At 70.1% G+C, this 14,945-nt stretch carries 11 protein-coding genes; 7 read left to right on the plus strand and 4 right to left on the minus strand.

What is annotated here, in order from left to right:
* Window positions 1–233: 233 nt before the first annotated feature.
* Complete coding sequence (locus tag AC1U89_RS15230; RefSeq protein ID WP_479900537.1) at window positions 234–752, minus strand: GNAT family N-acetyltransferase; 519 nt, start codon at window positions 750–752, stop codon at window positions 234–236.
* Between the two features lie 78 nt (window positions 753–830).
* Between AC1U89_RS15230 and AC1U89_RS15235 the strand changes: the two genes are divergently transcribed.
* Complete coding sequence (locus AC1U89_RS15235) at window positions 831–1,208, plus strand: YybH family protein (RefSeq protein ID WP_479900538.1); 378 nt, start codon at window positions 831–833, stop codon at window positions 1,206–1,208.
* A gap of 127 nt (window positions 1,209–1,335) precedes the next feature.
* Window positions 1,336–3,168, plus strand: a complete 1,833-nt coding sequence (locus AC1U89_RS15240) for a DUF885 domain-containing protein (protein WP_479900539.1) — start codon at window positions 1,336–1,338, stop codon at window positions 3,166–3,168.
* Between the two features lie 179 nt (window positions 3,169–3,347).
* Here the strand turns inward: AC1U89_RS15240 and AC1U89_RS15245 are convergent, their stop codons facing one another.
* On the minus strand, window positions 3,348–4,952 hold the full coding sequence (locus tag AC1U89_RS15245; RefSeq protein ID WP_479900540.1) for an EAL domain-containing protein: 1,605 nt from the start codon (window positions 4,950–4,952) through the stop codon (window positions 3,348–3,350).
* Between the two features lie 285 nt (window positions 4,953–5,237).
* Between AC1U89_RS15245 and recA the strand changes: the two genes are divergently transcribed.
* The 4 genes from recA (at window position 5,238) to AC1U89_RS15265 (ending at window position 11,372) form a co-directional block, all read left to right on the plus strand.
* Complete coding sequence (gene recA / locus AC1U89_RS15250) at window positions 5,238–6,311, plus strand: recombinase RecA (RefSeq protein ID WP_479900541.1); 1,074 nt, start codon at window positions 5,238–5,240, stop codon at window positions 6,309–6,311.
* A gap of 572 nt (window positions 6,312–6,883) precedes the next feature.
* The gene (gene alaS / locus AC1U89_RS15255) at window positions 6,884–9,532 is read left to right on the plus strand and encodes an alanine--tRNA ligase (protein ID WP_479900542.1); all 2,649 of its coding nucleotides are present in this window, start codon (window positions 6,884–6,886) and stop codon (window positions 9,530–9,532) included.
* A gap of 165 nt (window positions 9,533–9,697) precedes the next feature.
* The gene (locus AC1U89_RS15260) at window positions 9,698–10,093 is read left to right on the plus strand and encodes a YciI family protein (protein ID WP_479900543.1); all 396 of its coding nucleotides are present in this window, start codon (window positions 9,698–9,700) and stop codon (window positions 10,091–10,093) included.
* A 1-nt stretch (window position 10,094) separates the two neighbouring features.
* The gene (locus AC1U89_RS15265; protein ID WP_479900544.1) at window positions 10,095–11,372 is read left to right on the plus strand and encodes an RNA polymerase sigma factor; all 1,278 of its coding nucleotides are present in this window, start codon (window positions 10,095–10,097) and stop codon (window positions 11,370–11,372) included.
* Here the strand turns inward: AC1U89_RS15265 and AC1U89_RS15270 are convergent.
* The gene (locus AC1U89_RS15270; protein WP_479900545.1) at window positions 11,329–12,330 is read right to left on the minus strand and encodes a helix-turn-helix domain-containing protein; all 1,002 of its coding nucleotides are present in this window, start codon (window positions 12,328–12,330) and stop codon (window positions 11,329–11,331) included. The two genes, AC1U89_RS15265 and AC1U89_RS15270, sit on opposite strands and share 44 nt — an antisense overlap.
* A gap of 156 nt (window positions 12,331–12,486) precedes the next feature.
* Here AC1U89_RS15270 and AC1U89_RS15275 point away from each other — a divergent pair, with 156 nt between their 5' ends.
* Window positions 12,487–13,317 (plus strand): DUF2306 domain-containing protein, encoded by an 831-nt coding sequence (locus AC1U89_RS15275; protein ID WP_479900546.1) that lies wholly within the window; start codon window positions 12,487–12,489, stop codon window positions 13,315–13,317.
* Here AC1U89_RS15275 and AC1U89_RS15280 read toward each other — a convergent pair.
* Entirely contained in the window at window positions 13,314–14,933 is a 1,620-nt protein-coding gene (locus tag AC1U89_RS15280; protein WP_479900547.1) for a GMC family oxidoreductase, read from the minus strand. The two genes, AC1U89_RS15275 and AC1U89_RS15280, sit on opposite strands and share 4 nt — an antisense overlap.
* Window positions 14,934–14,945 lie beyond the last annotated feature (12 nt).

Raw genomic sequence — 14,945 nt, forward strand, 5'->3', positions numbered from 1 at the left:
CCGAGGGGGAACGTCGACCGGGATGAAACAGGCCCTCAGTCGCCGTCCCTTGAGAAGAACGGTTCCGCGGAGCGGTCGAGCCAAGCCGAAACGCAAACACAAACCTCACGGTCTCCGGGCGAAGCCCGGCCCGCTCCGCGCCTCCCCACCCACTCGCCGCGAAAGCCCGAGGTCGAGGACTCGTGCCCGCCGCGAACCTCCGGGAGAAGGACATGGACTTGAGCCCGAAGCCCTCACCCCCGCTGCAGCAGGACCGTCGGCGCCTCGCGATAGGTGGTCCGCGCCACCTCCAGGAAGCCCATCTTGTAGGCCAGCTTCAGGGACGGCGTGTTTTCCGGATCGATGATGCAGACTACCGGCGCGTCGCCCCACTGGCCCAAACCCCAGGACAGGGCGCCGGCGATCGCCTCGGTGGCGAAGCCCTGGCCGTGGGCCCAGCTGGCCAGGGCCCAGCCCATCTCGGGCACGCCGTCGATCGAGGGCTCGATCCCCCGGTGGAAGTCGGCGAAGCCGAGCTCGCCGACATAGCGGCCGGTCGCCGTCTCGCGCGCCGCCCAGTAGCCATAGCCCAGCACCGCCCACAGGCCCCGGGCCCGCAGCAGGCGCTGCCAGCTCTCCTCGGGCGTCGAGGTGCGGCCGCCGATGAAGCGGGTCACCATGGGGTCGCCCCACATGGCGGCGCTGTCGTGGAAGTCGGACGCCTGCGGCGGGGTCAAGGTCAGTCGGGCGGTGGTCAGGGTCGGGGGAATCATCGGCTTTCCGTAATCTGGCGCGCCAGCCTATACCGGGCCGCGCCGCTCGCCACGGATGCGGGCCTTACGGATACGAGCATGACCACGCCGCAAGACGCCATCGCCGCGCGCCGCAAGCTKACCAACAAGCTGATCGCCGGCAAGGACGCCCGCCGCCTGGCCCCGTTCTTCGCAGCCGAAATCAAGGTGATCGTCGGCGACGGCTCGCTGATCCTGGGCGCGCGCGACGTGCTGGAGGCCTTCGCCGCCCAGTTCGCCGACCCGGCCTTCGTCGCCTATGTCCGCACGACCGACCGCATCGAGCTCGACGCCGCCGGCGACCGGGCCGCCGAGCAGGGGACCTGGGTGGGGACCACGCGCGGTGCTCCGGACACCCGCGGGACCTATCTGGCGACCTGGCGCAAGGTGACCGGCCAGTGGGTGATCGAGAACGAACTGTTCGTGACGTTAAGCTAGGCCGCCGGCCGCACGAAACGTGCGCTCCGCCGCAAGATGACGCGAAATTAATACCGGCGCCGTTGCCGCCAGGGGCAAGGGCCTCTACCCCTTTGCGTCAAACATTTCGAGGGAAGGGGACCCCGCCTTGCAAAACCGCCGTCAGATGCTGCTGTCCACCGTCGCCGTCGGCCTGGCCGCCGCGACTCCGGGCCTGGCCCTCGCTCAGGCCGCCGCGGCCCCCTCGGGTGAAGCCGCCAAGCTCAACGCCCTGTTCGACGCCATCATGGCCAAGCAGCTGCGCCAGTCGCCCGAGACGGCCACCAGCCTGGGCCTGGACACCGGAGACCTGGCCTGGACCAAGGCCCAGCTGGCCGACCGCTCGTGGGCCGCGATCGCCGCCGGGATCGCCCAGACCAAGCAGCAGCTGGCCGACCTGCGCGCCATCGACCGCAAGGCCCTGACCGGCATGGACGTGGTCAACTACGACACCGTCGAGTTCACCCTGGCGGTGCAGGACGAGGGCAACACCAAGTTCACCTACGCCGGCGGCGGCTCGGGCGCGCCCTACGTGCTCAGCCAGCTGACGGGCGCGTACCAGTCGTATCCCGACTTCCTCGACACCCAGCATTCGATCGAGACCAAGGAAGACGCCGACGCCTATCTGTCGCGCATGGAGGCCTTCGCCCGGCTGATGGACCAGGAGTCCGAGATCGCCAAGCGCGACTACGCCGACGGCGTGATCCCGCCGGACTTCATCATCGACAAGGCCCTGGTCCAGATGAAGGCCTTCGCCGGCACCCCGACCGCCGAGGCGCCGCTGGTGCTGTCGGTGGCCCGTCGGACCAAGGCCAAGGGCATCGCCGGCGACTGGACCGGCGAGGCCAGCCGCATCTACGAGGCCTCGGTGCTGCCGGCCCTGAAGCGCCAGATCGCGCTGCTGGAAGGCGTCCGCCCCAAGGCCACGCACGACGCCGGCGTCTGGCGCCTGAAGGACGGCGGCGACTACTACGCCGTGTCGCTGAAGAACTACACGACCGCCACCCTGACGCCGGACGAGATCCACCAGCTGGGCCTGGACCTGGTGAAGTCGATCAGCGCCGAGGCCGACAAGCTGTTCAAGAGCATCGGCATGACCAAGGGCACCGTCGGCGAGCGGATGGCCAAGCTGGGCGAGGACATCTACGAGAACACCGACGCGGCCAAGGAACAGCTGATCAAGGATTTGAACGCCAAGGCCCAATGGATCGAGAAGCAGCTGCCGGCCTATTTCGGCCAGCTGCCCAAGGCCCCGCTGGAGATCCGCCGCGTGCCCAAGGCCATCGAGGCCGGCGCGCCGGGCGGCTACTACAACTCGCCCTCGCTGGATGGGAAGCGCCCGGGCATCTACTGGATCAACCTGCGCGACACCAAGGAGCAGGCCAAGTACACCCTGACCACCCTGACGGTGCACGAGGGCGTCCCGGGCCACCACCTGCAGCTGTCGCTGTCGAACGAGGCGCAGGGCCTGCCGCTGCTGCGCAAGACCATCGGCAACTCGGGCTACGCCGAGGGCTGGGCGCTGTATTCCGAGCAGCTGGCCGTCGAGATGGGCATCTACAAGGACGACCCGCGCGGCCACATCGGCATGCTGCACGACGCCCTGTTCCGCGCCGTCCGCCTCGTGGTGGACAGCGGCATGCACTACAAGAAGTGGAGCCGTGAGCAGGCCGTGAAGTACATGGCCGAGACCATGGGCGACGAGGAGAGCGGCACGATCACCGAGATCGAACGCTACGTCGTCTGGCCGGGCCAGGCCTGCAGCTACATGATCGGCAAGATCACCTGGCTGCGCGCCCGCGAGCGGGCCAAGAAGGCCCTGGGCAAGAAGTTCGACATCCGCCAGTTCCACGACGCCGGCATCCTGGCGGGCATGACCCCGCTGACCGTGCTGGACAAGGTGGTCGACGACTACATCGCCAAGACGAAGGCGGGGAAGTAGGCCCTGATCCCTCTCCCCCTGCGGGAGAGGGTGGCCCCGCGAAGCGGGGTCGGGTGAGGGGTCGAAGAACGCAAAAGCCGCGACCTGCCTTTCGGCTTGTCGCGGCTTTTCTGTCTGAGAGACTCCTCATCCGTCGGCTTCGCCGACACCTTCTCCCGCAAGGGAAGAAGGACTTTGGATCAACCCCAGCCCTCCGAAACCCCCGCCCGGCGCGCGGCGGGCGCCACCGGGGTCAGCTTCAGCGCCGGTTGCGGCTGGTCCGCCGGCTTGCCGAACAGCCAGCCCTGGGCGAAGTCGACGCCGGCCTTGCGGACCACGTCCTCGACCTCGGCGGTCTCGACCATCTCGGCGACGGTGCGGATCTTCAGGTCGCGGCACAGCTCGACCAGGCGCCGGACCATGGCCCCGTCGCGGCCGTTGCCGGCCAGCTCGCGGACGTAGCGGCCGTCGATCTTGACGATGTCTAGGCTCAGCTCCTGCAGATAGGCGAACGACGAGGCGCCGGCCCCGAAGTCGTCCAGGCAGACCAGAGAGCCCAGGCTGCGCAGGGCCTGGATGTGCTGGTTGGCGCGCGGCAGGTCGTCGATGGCGCAGGTCTCGGTGATCTCGAAGATCAGCCGTCCCTTGGCCATGTCGCTCTTGGCCAGCAGGCGGTCGATATGGTCGACGAAGCCCTCGTTGACGATAGTGCGGCCCGAGACGTTGATCGCCAGCTTCATCGCGCCGGTCCGGTCGGCGGCCAGGCGCTTGACCGCCATCTCGGCGATGGCGTGGTCCAGCTCCTCGATCAGGTCGAACTCCTCGGCCATGCGGATCAGCTGGAACGGGCTGCCGCCGTCCTCGAAGCGCACCAGGGCCTCGTGGTGGTGGGCCGCGCCCGTCCTCAGGTCKACCACCGGCTGGTAGGCCAGGGTGAAGCGGCGCTGGCTGACCGCCAGGCCCAGGGCGCCGGCGCGCGACAGGGTGCGCTTGACCGAACGGTTCATGGCCTCGGACAGGCTGAGCGGCGGGGCGTCCTTCAGGCCTTCGCGCAGGAAGTCGTCGAGGGCGTAGCGCAGGGCCTTCAGGCCGCGGGCCGGGGCGACGCCGCCGTCGACCGGCACGATGTGGGCGCTGGCCTGTACGGCCGTGGCCCGGCTCAGGCGCTGGGCCATGTCRTCGGGATGGTCGGTCTTGGCCCGCATCAGGGCGAAGCGGTCGGGCGACAGGCGGGTGGCCATGGCGCCGGCGTGCGACTCGGCGCGCACGGCCCCGGCCAGCTTGAGGTCCAGGGCGCGGGCCTCGGGCTTGGACAGCTGCTGGCGCACGGCGTCCAGGCCTAGGAAGTCGACCATGGCCAGCTCCAGCTCAAGGCCGGTGACGCGCGCCGCCTCGAACAGGCCGCGGGCGATGTCCTCGAAGGCCTCGCGACCGCGCAGGCCCTCCTCGTCCAGCTGGCCGGAAGGGGCGGGGGCCGGGGTGACCGAGATCGAGATCCGGCCGCCGTTGTCGGGCAGGGCGCGCAGGATCAGGTTCACGTGGCGCGCCGCGCCGCCGGCCATGCGGACGGTGATTGGCCCATGCCGCTGGCCGTCGTCTGTCGCGCTGGTCGCCGCGTCGATCAGGGGACGGTCGGCGGCGGTGAACAGGTCGCGCCAGGCGCGCCCCATCAGGGTCCGCTCGTCCTGGCCCATGATCCGCTGGGCCGCGCCGAGCGCCAGGCTCACGCGGCCGTTCTCGACTTCCAGAAGCAGGTCGGCGCTGGCGAAGGCCAGGCCCAGAAGGCGACGCGGATCGATCGACAAGACTGAAGTCCCCCGGAGAGGGAGCCAGCATGGCGGGGCGTCGTTAAGGCCGGGTTGAGCCGGGGTCTGTTCGGTCGCTTTCAGCGTCGGTCCGGGCGCGAGGAATTGTCGCAGCCGGCGCGTTCGAAACGACCGTTTCTGACGTATCGGCCCCTTAGAGTAAGAACATGTTGCGAACATGGAACAAAACATGTACGCATTAATCATTCCACAGGCGGGTGGGCGCGGCGGTCGCGAACCTCCGATCCGACTGTCGGAATCATGGAATAAGGGCGGATATCTCCAATGAGCAATCAGGCGGCTTTGAAACTCGTGGGCAAAGAAGACGGCGACAAGCAACGCGCCCTCGAGGCGGCTCTGGCCCAGATCGATCGCGCGTTCGGCAAGGGCTCGGTGATGAAGCTGGGCGAAAAGGGCAAGGTCGAGATGGAGGCCATCTCCACCGGCTCGCTCGGCCTGGACATCGCCCTCGGCATCGGCGGCCTGCCCAAGGGGCGGGTGATCGAGATCTACGGACCGGAAAGCTCGGGCAAGACCACCCTGGCCCTGCACGTGGTGGCCGAATGCCAGAAGGCCGGCGGCACCGCCGCCTTCGTCGACGCCGAGCACGCCCTGGATCCGGGCTACGCCCACAAGCTGGGGGTCAATCTCGACAACCTGCTGGTGGCCCAGCCCGACAACGGCGAGCAGGCCCTGGAGATCACCGACACCCTGGTGCGTTCGGGCGCCGTCGACATCGTGATCGTCGACTCCGTGGCGGCCCTGACCCCGAAGGCCGAAATCGAAGGCGAGATGGGCGACAGCCTGCCGGGTCTGCAAGCGCGCCTGATGAGCCAGGCCCTGCGCAAGCTGACCGCCTCGATCAACAAGGCCAACACCATCGTCATCTTCATCAACCAGATCCGTCACAAGATCGGGGTGATGTACGGCAGCCCGGAAACCACCACGGGCGGCAACGCCCTGAAGTTCTACGCCTCGGTCCGCCTGGACATCCGCCGCACCGGTTCGATCAAGAACCGCGACGAGATCGTCGGCAACAACGTCCGGGTCAAGGTGGTCAAGAACAAGGTGGCCCCGCCGTTCCGCGAGGTCGAGTTCGACATCATGTACGGCGAGGGCATCTCCAAGCTGGGCGAGATCATCGACCTGGGCGTCAAGGCCGGGATCATCGACAAGGCCGGCTCGTGGTTCTCCTACAACAGCCAGCGCATCGGCCAGGGCCGCGACAACGTCCGCGAGTTCCTGAAGGCCAACAAGGACCTGTCGGCCGAGATCGAGGCCGCGGTCCGCCAGTCGTCGCGGAAGATCGAGGAAGAGCTGCTGGTCGGCGGTCCCGAGGACGACGACGGCGAGGAATAGGATTTTCGGTCGGCGGCTCCCCCATGGGCCGCCGACCGGAAGCTTCGCGGCCGCCGCCCACAGCGGGCGACCCCGCCTTATAGCCCGCCGTGAACACCGCCACGGCCGGCCGCGATCCCCGGACGCMTGGACCCCATGCCAGGCGTCCGATTTCGTTAGTCCTCCCCCTCTGGGGGAGGTGTCGTTCTGGGCGAAGCCCAGGATGACGGAGGGGGGCTGAGCCAGCGGCCGCTCCGTCCGCCTCCGCCCCCCCACGGGGGCGGACAGACCGCGAAGCGGTCAGGCGGGGGCAAGTCGGTACGCCAGGATCCTCCCTCTCTGGGGGAGGTGTCGGCGAAGCCGACGGAGGGGGAGCGATCGGACGCCGGCCGCGATCCGGATCGACAGTCCGAAGCTCCCCCACCGATCGCTTCGCGATCGCCTCCCCCACAGGGGGAGGGGCGACACGGCGGCACCGAGCGCGGCATTCCGCCTTCAACCCGTCGACTTGGTTTCCACAAATCTTGAAACCGCGCTATGCAGCGCCGACTTCCGGTTCGACCGGACACGCGTACGGAACATCCGAGACACCTATGCCCAGCCTGAACGAGATCCGCAGCACCTTCCTGAACTATTTCGGCGCGGCCGATCACGCCATCACGCCCTCGGCGCCGCTGGTGCCGCAGAACGATCCGACGCTGCTGTTCGTCAACGCCGGCATGGTGCCGTTCAAGAACGTGTTCACGGGCGCCGAGACCCCGGCCCATCCGCGCGCGGTCAGCTCGCAGAAGTGCGTCCGCGCCGGCGGCAAGCACAACGACCTGGACAATGTCGGCTACACCGCCCGCCACCACACCTTCTTCGAGATGCTGGGCAACTTCTCGTTCGGCGACTACTTCAAGGAACAGGCGATCCACCACGCCTGGACCCTGCTGACCGGCGAGTTCAAGCTGGCCAAGGACAAGCTGCTGGTCACGGTCTACCACACCGACGACGAGGCGGCCGACCTGTGGAAGAAGATCGCGGGCCTCTCCGACGACCGCATCATCCGCATCGCCACCAACGACAATTTCTGGTCGATGGGCGACACCGGCCCCTGCGGCCCGTGCTCGGAGATCTTCTACGACCACGGGCCCCACATCGCGGGCGGCCCTCCGGGCAGCCCGGATGAGGACGGCGACCGCTTCATCGAGATCTGGAACCTGGTGTTCATGCAGTTCGAGCAGATGGCCGGCGGCGAGCGCGTCTCGCTGCCCAAGCCGTCGATCGACACCGGCATGGGCCTGGAGCGCGTCGCCGCCGTCCTGCAGGGCGTGCACGACAACTACGACATCGACCTGTTCAAGAGCCTGATCGCCGCCAGCGTCGAGCTGACTGGCGTGAAGGCCGAGGGCGACCAGGCCCCGTCGCACCGGGTCATCGCCGACCACCTGCGCTCGTCCTCGTTCCTGCTGGCCGACGGCGTCACGCCGTCGAACGAAGGCCGCGGCTACGTGCTGCGCCGGATCATGCGCCGGGCCATGCGCCACGCCTATCTGCTGGGCGCGCAGGAGCCCCTGATGCACCGCCTGGCCCCGACCCTGGTGGCCGAGATGGGCCAGGCCTATCCCGAGCTGCGCCGCGCCGAGGCCTCGATCGTCGAGACCCTGCGCCAGGAGGAAGAGCGCTTCCGCGTCACCCTGGGCCGCGGCATGGGCCTGCTCGATGAAGCCACCGCCAACCTGACGGCCGGCGGCGTGCTGGACGGCGAGACCGCCTTCAAGCTCTACGACACCTACGGCTTCCCGCTGGACCTGACCCAGGACGCCGTCCGCGCCAAGGGCCTGACGGTCGACACCGACGGCTTCGACGTGGCCATGGACCGCCAGCGCACCATGGCCCGCGCCAACTGGGCCGGCTCGGGCCAGCAGGGCGCGGCCGCCGCCTGGTTCCCGATCCGCGAGGCCAACGGCCCGACCAACTTCGTCGGCTACGACAACACCGAGACGACCGGCGTCGTGAAGGCCATCCTGGTCGACGGCGCGCCGGTCCAGTCGGTCGAGGCCGGTACGACCGCCGACGTCCTGCTGGACCGCACCAGCTTCTACGCCGAGAGCGGCGGCCAGGCCGGCGACACCGGCGTGATCGAGGCCAACGGCGTCGAGAGCCGCGTGATCGACACCCAGAAGCAGGCCGGCGATCTGCACGTCCAGCGCGTCGAGCTGGCCGGCCCGCTGAAGGTCGGCGACCAGGTCGTGGCCTCGGTCGACGCCGCCAAGCGCCACACCACCCGCTCCAACCACTCGGCCGCCCACCTGGTGCACGCCGCCCTGCACCACGTGCTGGGCCCGCACGTCGCCCAGAAGGGCCAGATGGTCGACGGCGACCGCATGCGCTTCGACTTCAGCCACGGCGGCCCGCTGACCGCCGACGAGATCGAGCGCATCGAGGCCGAGGTCAACGCGGTGATCCGCCAGAACGTCCCGGCCGAGACCAAGGAGATGGCGCCGCAGGAGGCCATCGAGGCCGGCGCCGTGGCCCTGTTCGGCGAGAAGTACGGCGACAGCGTCCGGGTGCTGACCCTGGGCAAGTCGCTGACCGACGAAGCCAAGGCCTATTCGGTCGAACTGTGCGGCGGCACTCACGTGGCCCGCACCGGCGACATCGCCCTGTTCAAGATCGTCTCGGAGCAAGGCGTGGCCGCCGGCGTGCGCCGCATCGAGGCCCTGACCGGCGAGGCGGCCCGCCGCTTCCTGCTGGACCAGGCCGGCGTCGCCAAGGCCCTGGCCGACCAGTTCAAGACCCCGGTCGCCGAGGTCCTGGCCCGCGTCGACGCCCTGGTCGCCGAGCGCAAGGCCCTGGAAAAGCAGCTGGCCGAGGCCAAGAAGCAGCTGGCCCTGGGCGGCGGCTCGGGCGGCGGCGCGGCCGGTCCGGAAGACGTCGCCGGCACGGCCCTGATCGCCCGCGTCCTGGACGGCGTCGGCGGCAAGGAGCTGCGCGGCGTCGCTGAAGAGTTCAAGAAACAGCTGGCCTCGGGCGTCGTCGCCCTGGTCGGCACGACCGACGGCAAGGCCGCCGTCACCGTGGCCGTGACCGCCGACCTGACTGGCAAGTTCAGCGCCGCCGACCTGGCCAAGGCCGCCGTGATCGCCATGGGCGGCCAGGGCGCCGGCGGCAAGCCGGACTTCGCCCAGGGCGGCGCCCCCGACGCCACCAAGGCCCAGGAAGGCCTGGACGCCATCAAGGCCGCTCTGGCCGGCTAAGCCCGGTCCGAAACGCTCGACACAAGGACGGTCCGGCTCGCCGCCGGGCCGTCCTTTTTGTTTGGGCCCCGTTTTCTTGAGTCCTTGTCTATTTCGTCGTCCGCGTGTCGATTTCGCCGGGCCTCGATTGTCGTATGAGCCGGACCCACAATGGAGAACCGTTTCATGCGTTTCATGATGCTGATGATCCCCGGCGGCTACGCTTCGGCGGCGCCCGACGCCATGCCCGACGCCGAGGGCGTCAAGGCGATGATGCGGTACAACGAAGAGCTCAAGAAGGCCGGCGTGCTGCTGTCGCTGGAGGGCCTGCATCCGCCGGCGACAGGCGCGCGGATCAGCTTCAAGGGCGGCCAGCCCGCCGTGACCGATGGTCCGTTCACCGAGGTCAAGGAAGTGCTGGGCGGCTACTGGATGCTGGACGTGACCTCGCGCGAGGAAGCGATCGAATGGGCCCGCCGCTGCCCGGCGGGCGAAAACGACGTGATCGAGGTCCGCCGCGTCCACGAGATGAGCGAGTTCCCCGAAGACGTCCAGGAGGCGGCGAAGGGCCTCGGGCTGTAGCTTGACGCCCAGGGCGGTCATCGAGGCGGTCTGGCGGATCGAGCAGCCCAGGCTCATCGCCAGGCTCGTCCGCCTGCTGCGCGATGTCGGCCTCGCCGAAGAGATCGCGCAGGACGCCTTCCTGCTGGCGCTCGAGCATTGGCCTCGGGAGGGCGTCCCGCGCAATCCGGCCGCCTGGCTGACCCGGGTGAGCAAGAACAGGGCGCTGAATCGGCTCAGGCGGACCACCCTGATCGACGGCAAGCATCGCCTGCTGGCCGTCGATCTCGCCGGGCTGGAACACGAGACCCCCGACATCGAGGCCGCGCTCGACGAGGACATCGACGACGACCTGCTGCGGCTGATCTTCGCCGCCTGCCACCCCGTGCTGCCGCCCGAGCAACGCGCGGCGCTCACGCTGCGCCTGCTGGGCGGCCTGTCGACGCCGGAGATCGCCCGCGCCTTCCTGGTCGCCGAAGCGACCGTGGCCCAGCGGATCGTCCGCGCCAAACGGACCCTTCGCGACGCCGCGATCGCCTTCGAGACTCCGCGCGGGGACGAACGGCGCGACCGCGTGGCGGCGGTGCTGGAGGTGGTCTATCTGATCTTCAACGAGGGCTATGTGGCGACCTCCGGGCCGTATTGGTCGCGTCCGGAGCTCTGCGGGGAGGCCCTGCGCCTAGGGCGCTCACTGGCGGCCCTGATGCCGGGGGAGCCGGAGGCTCACGGACTGGTGTCGCTGATGGAGCTGCAGGCGTCGCGCTTCGCCGCCCGCGTCGGCAAGGACGGCGACCCGGTCCTGCTCCTGGACCAGAACCGCGGCCTTTGGGACTGGTCGCTGATCCGACGGGGGCTGGACGGCCTGAAGCGCGCGATGACCCTGACCCCGACGCCCGGTCCCTACCAGTTGCAGGCCATGATCGCCGCCTGCCACGCTCGGGCGGTCAAGGCCGCCGACACCGACTGGATCGCCATCGCCGCCTGCTACCAGGCCCTGGCCCTGACAGCGCCTTCGCCCGTCGTCGAGATCAACCGCGCCGTGGCCGTCGGGATAGCGTTCGGGCCGGCGCAGGGGCTGGCCATCGTCGAGGCCCTGAAGGACGACCCGCGCCTGAAGGGGTCGCACCTGCTGCCCACGGTGCGCGGGGACCTGCTGGAGAAGCTGGGACGCGCGGAAGAGGCCCGGGCCGCATTCCGGCAGGCGGCCGAACTGAGCGGCAACGACCGCGAACGCCAGGTGCTCCTGGAGCGGGCGTCTAGCCGTCAGCCCTTGCCCGCACCTCCGACCGATACACCCTAGGCGTCGCGCCCACCTCGTCGCGGAAGGCGCGGTTGAAGGGGCCGAGGGAGGCGAAGCCGCAGGCGAAGGCGATCTCCAGGATCGACCGGCGCTCGTCCGGCGCGGCCAGCATCCCCTTGGCCCGCGCGATCCGATGGTGGTTGATCCAGCGGTTGAAGTTGGCGAAGCCCAGCGCCGTGCTGATGCATTGCGAGACCCGGTGCTCGGGCTCGCCCAGCCGGGCGGCGACGTCGCCGATCTTGAGCTCGGGGCGGCTGTCGATGGCCTCCTCGGCCAGCAAACGGCGTAGGCGCTCGGCCAGGCGGACGTCGTCTTCGGTCGGGGCGCGGCGGAGCGTGGTGGCCGCGCGCGCCGCCAGGGGATGGGCCAGCCGGAACCGCACCGCGACCAGGACGGCCACCAGCCCCGTCAGCGCGCAGGCGCTCTTGATCAGGTCGTCCCGCAGGGCCTCGCCGGGCCCGTCGCCGACAGCGCGCAGCCCCAGGACCGAGATCGCGACCAGGGCGGCATAGACCGCCACGAAGGCGAAGCGGAACCGCTTCTCGGCGTGCGGCAAGGCGGGCGTGTAGCGCTGGAAGGGCTCGACGAAGGTCAGCAGCAGGGCGGCCGAGCCGCTCAGCGTGTAGAGGCTGTCGGCGACGCGGCCGAGCATTCCGCCCGCCGGGACCAGGACCGACAGGGCCCCGCTGAGCGCCAGGACCAGGCCGACGACACGCGCCCAACGAGCGTCCCGCTCGGCAGGATCGAACAGGGCGCGGGTGACCAGCCAGGCCCAGCCGCAGGCGCCCACGCCGACGACGGAAAAGACCGTCGCGGCCCCGCCCTCGAGCAGCCGGCCGAGGATGTAGCAGGCGAACGAGGCCGTCGCGATCGTCGCATGGACCCGCAGCCGGCCGCGCGGCCGCCAAGGCCGAAAGCCTTTCTCCACGGTCGCGATCGAAGCGTTGAAGGTCGTCATGCGCCGAAAGTGCCTCTGGGCGCCGGTCGCTGTCCACCGGCCCGCGCGCGGGCCGGAAAATATCTCTCGCCGAATTCCAAATCGGCGAGACCCGGCGCGCGCATCGCCGCCATCCCTGCCGTCGGCCTCAGCCTCGAGGTCGCGTCAGGAGCCGCCATGTCGATCCCTTCCTCGTCACCACTTTCCCGGACCGCCGGGGCCGCCGCCCTGCGCTGGGCGGGGGTCGTCTGGTTCAGCGTCGCCGCCGTCGGCCAGAGCGCCTTCATCGGCTTCATCCTGGCCTTCTACGGCGTGCGCACCGCCACCGGGAACTTCGCCGGCTGGAACGACAAGCCCCTGATCACCGGCTACGTGAAGGGCGACGACGTGGGCAACGCCGTCTTCGCCGCCCACGTGCTGCTGGCCTCGGTCGTGACGCTGGGCGGGCTGATGCAGATGGTCCCCGCCCTGCGCCGCAAATGGCCCCGGCTGCACCGCTGGACCGGCCGGACCTTCCTGACCTTGGCCATCTTCCTGGCGCTGAGCGGTGTCTGGATGGCCGTCGTCCGGGGGACCTATCTCTCTGTGGTCTCGGCCGTCGCGATCCTGATCAACGCCGTGCTCATCCTGGTTTTCGCCGGCCTGGCCTGGCGGCACGCGATCAAGCGACGGTTCGAGCAGCACCGGCGCTGGGCGATGCGCGCCTTCATGGTGGTCAGCGGCGTCTGGTTCCTGCGGGTCGGGATCATGGGCTGGATCGTCGTCAACCGGGGACCGGTGGGGATGACGGACACCATGTCGGGGCCCGCCGACGTCGTCCTGACCTTCGGCAGCTACCTGATCCCGCTGGCGATCCTGGAGCTGTACGGCGCGGCCGAGCGGAGCGCCGGCGGGGTCCGCAAGGTCCTGGCGGCGGCCCTGGTCGCGGTCGCCTCGGCCTTCACGGCTGCGGGCGTCTTCGGAACGATCGCCTTCATGTGGCTCCCCCACGTCTGGCCGAAGGCTTAGCGGCGGTCCTCCAGGATCATCGCCGCGCCCTTCTCGGCGATCATCACGGTGGGGGCGTTGGTGTTGCCGGAGGTGATGGTCGGCATCACCGAGGCGTCCACCACGCGCAGKCCCTGCAGCCCACGCACCCGCAGGCGCGCGTCGACCACGGCCCAGGCGTCGCCGGCCGGCCCCATGGCCGCCGTGCCGACCGGGTGGAAGATCGTCGTGCCCAGCGCCTTGGCCGCCGCCAGCAGGTCCTCGTCGGTCTGGGCCGCCGCGCCGGGACGGAACTCCTCCGGCGCAAAGCGGGACAGGGCCGGCTGGCTGACGATCCGCCGCGCCCAGCGCAGCGAGGCGATCGCCACGTCGCGGTCCTCCCAGGTGGCCAGGTAGTTGGGATCGATCCGGGGCGGGTCGGCCAGGCCCGGGCCCGACAGGGTGACCGCGCCCCGGCTGGTGGGGCGCAGGTTGCAGACGCTGGCCGTGAAGGCTCCGAACCGGTGCAGCCCGTCGCCCCACTTGTCCAGGCTCAGCGGTTGGAAGTGGAACTGCAGGTTCGGCGTCTCGCGGCCGGGATCCGAGCGGCAGAACATCCCCAGCTGCGACGGGGCCATGGTCAGGGGACCCGACCGCCGCAGGGCGTAGTCGACGCCCATGCCCACGCGCCGGACCAGGTTGGCGTAGTCGGTGTTGAGGGTGCGCACGCCCGAGACCTTGTAGACCGGCCGGATCTGCAGGTGGTCGTGCAGGTTGGCGCCGACGCCGGGCAGGTGGTGGCGCACGGCGACGCCGGCCTGCTTCAGGCGCTCGGCGTCGCCGACGCCCGAACGCTGCAGGATCAGCGGCGAGCCGATCGCTCCAGCCGCCAGGATCAGTTCGCCGGCGACCTTGGCGGTCAGGACCTGGCCGCCGCGCACGGCGCGCAGGCCGGTCACCCGCCGGCCGTCCAGCTCGATGTGCTGCACCTCGACGCCGGTCTCCAGCCGCAGGTTGCCGCGCGCCAGCACCGGCTTGAGGAAGGCCGTGGCCGTGCTCCACCGGCGGCCCGCCCGCTGGTTGACCTGGAAGTAGGACGAGCCGGAATTGTCGCCGCCGTTGAAGTCCTCGATGGCGGGGACGCCGGCCTGTTCGCCGGCCTGGCGGATGGCGTCCAGGATGTCCCAGCGCACGCGGGGATGCTCCACCCGGTATTCGCCGCCCGACCGGTGGTGATCGCCCGACGGCGCGATGTGGTCCTCGTGGCGCAGGAAGTAGGGCAGGACGTCGGCCCAACTCCAGCCCACCAGCCCCTTCTGCCGCCAAGAGTCATAGTCCTGGGCCTGGCCGCGCATGTAGATCATGGCGTTGATCGACGAGGAGCCGCCGATCACCTTGCCGCGCGGATAGGCCAGCACGCGGCCGTCCAGTCCGGGCTGGGGCGTGGTTTCCAGCCGCCAGTCGGCGCGCGGGTGACCGATGGCGAACAGGTAGCCGACGGGGATGTGGAGCCAGATCCAGTCGTCCCGGCCGCCCGCCTCGAGCAGCAGCACCTTGACCGACGGATCGGCCGACAGGCGGTTGGCCAGCACGCAGCCGGCCGACCCGGCGCCCACCACGACGTAGTCGAACGTCCCCAGGTCGATCTCGCCCGCCATCCCGCCCCATCC

It is taken from the genome of Caulobacter sp. 05T431 (genome assembly GCF_056665975.1).

Coding starts and splice junctions, on each gene's coding strand:
- AC1U89_RS15275 (WP_479900546.1), top strand. CDS start 12,487: ATGTCGATCCCTTCCTCGTCACCACTTTCCCGGACCGCCGGGGCCGCC.
- AC1U89_RS15260 (WP_479900543.1), top strand. CDS start 9,698: ATGCGTTTCATGATGCTGATGATCCCCGGCGGCTACGCTTCGGCGGCG.
- AC1U89_RS15270 (WP_479900545.1), bottom strand. CDS start 12,330: ATGACGACCTTCAACGCTTCGATCGCGACCGTGGAGAAAGGCTTTCGG.
- AC1U89_RS15230 (WP_479900537.1), bottom strand. CDS start 752: ATGATTCCCCCGACCCTGACCACCGCCCGACTGACCTTGACCCCGCCG.
- recA (WP_479900541.1), top strand. CDS start 5,238: ATGAGCAATCAGGCGGCTTTGAAACTCGTGGGCAAAGAAGACGGCGAC.
- alaS (WP_479900542.1), top strand. CDS start 6,884: ATGCCCAGCCTGAACGAGATCCGCAGCACCTTCCTGAACTATTTCGGC.